Consider the following 792-nt stretch of genomic DNA (forward strand, 5'->3'; position numbering starts at 1 on the left):
ACGCTAAGATTCGAGACCTCCCTGACGCAACCCCGCATTATGCCTACCATGAATATGGCAATTACGCTCGGTTAACTTCCCAGAACGGTAATGCAATTTACTGGTNAAACTCCCAGTGGGAGACACTACGGATGTGTTGTCAGTAAAAATCGGCAATGTTCCTACTGGTGCGATTCTAAGTTCTGGGGGGACTGCGTTGGTGCGTAATGCTGATGGTACTTATACCGTTAATGCGAGCCAATTGAAGGGTCTTGCCATTACGTTAAATGACCAATTAGCCAGCACCGCCAAACTTGCATTAGCAATAACGGCTTACTCCACCGTCGGAACTTCAGTAGCTACTGCAAAGGCAACTCAAATGGTGACCGTTAATCCTGTTGCGGATGCTCCTATCTTAGGTACACAGGCGGTCTCCGGGAATGAAAATACCCCCATCCCTCTTAATATAAGCGCAGCGCTTCCAACTGGAAATACCACGGATGTGTTGTCAGCAAAAATTGGCAATGTTCCTACTGGCGCGACGCTAAGTTCAGGAGGGACTGCGTTGGTGCGTAATGCTGATGGTAGTTATACCGTCAATGCGAGCCAATTGAAGGGTCTTGCCATTACGCTAAATGACCAATTAGCCAGCACCACCAAACTTGCATTAGTAATAACGGCTTACTCCACCGTAGGAAATTCAGTAGCTACTGCAAAAGCAACTCAAATGGTGACTGTTAATCCTGTTGCCGATGCTCCTATCTTAGGTACACAAGCGGTCTCCGGGAATGAAAATACGGCCATCCCCCTTAA

At 47.5% G+C, this 792-nt stretch carries 1 protein-coding gene; it reads left to right on the forward strand.

Annotated features, from left to right (window positions below):
* Positions 1 to 133: 133 nt before the first annotated feature.
* On the forward strand, positions 134 to 792 hold a 659-nt coding region (locus tag DGG96_RS20530; protein WP_205872638.1), incomplete at its 3' end, for a hypothetical protein.

The organism is Legionella qingyii (assembly GCF_003184185.1).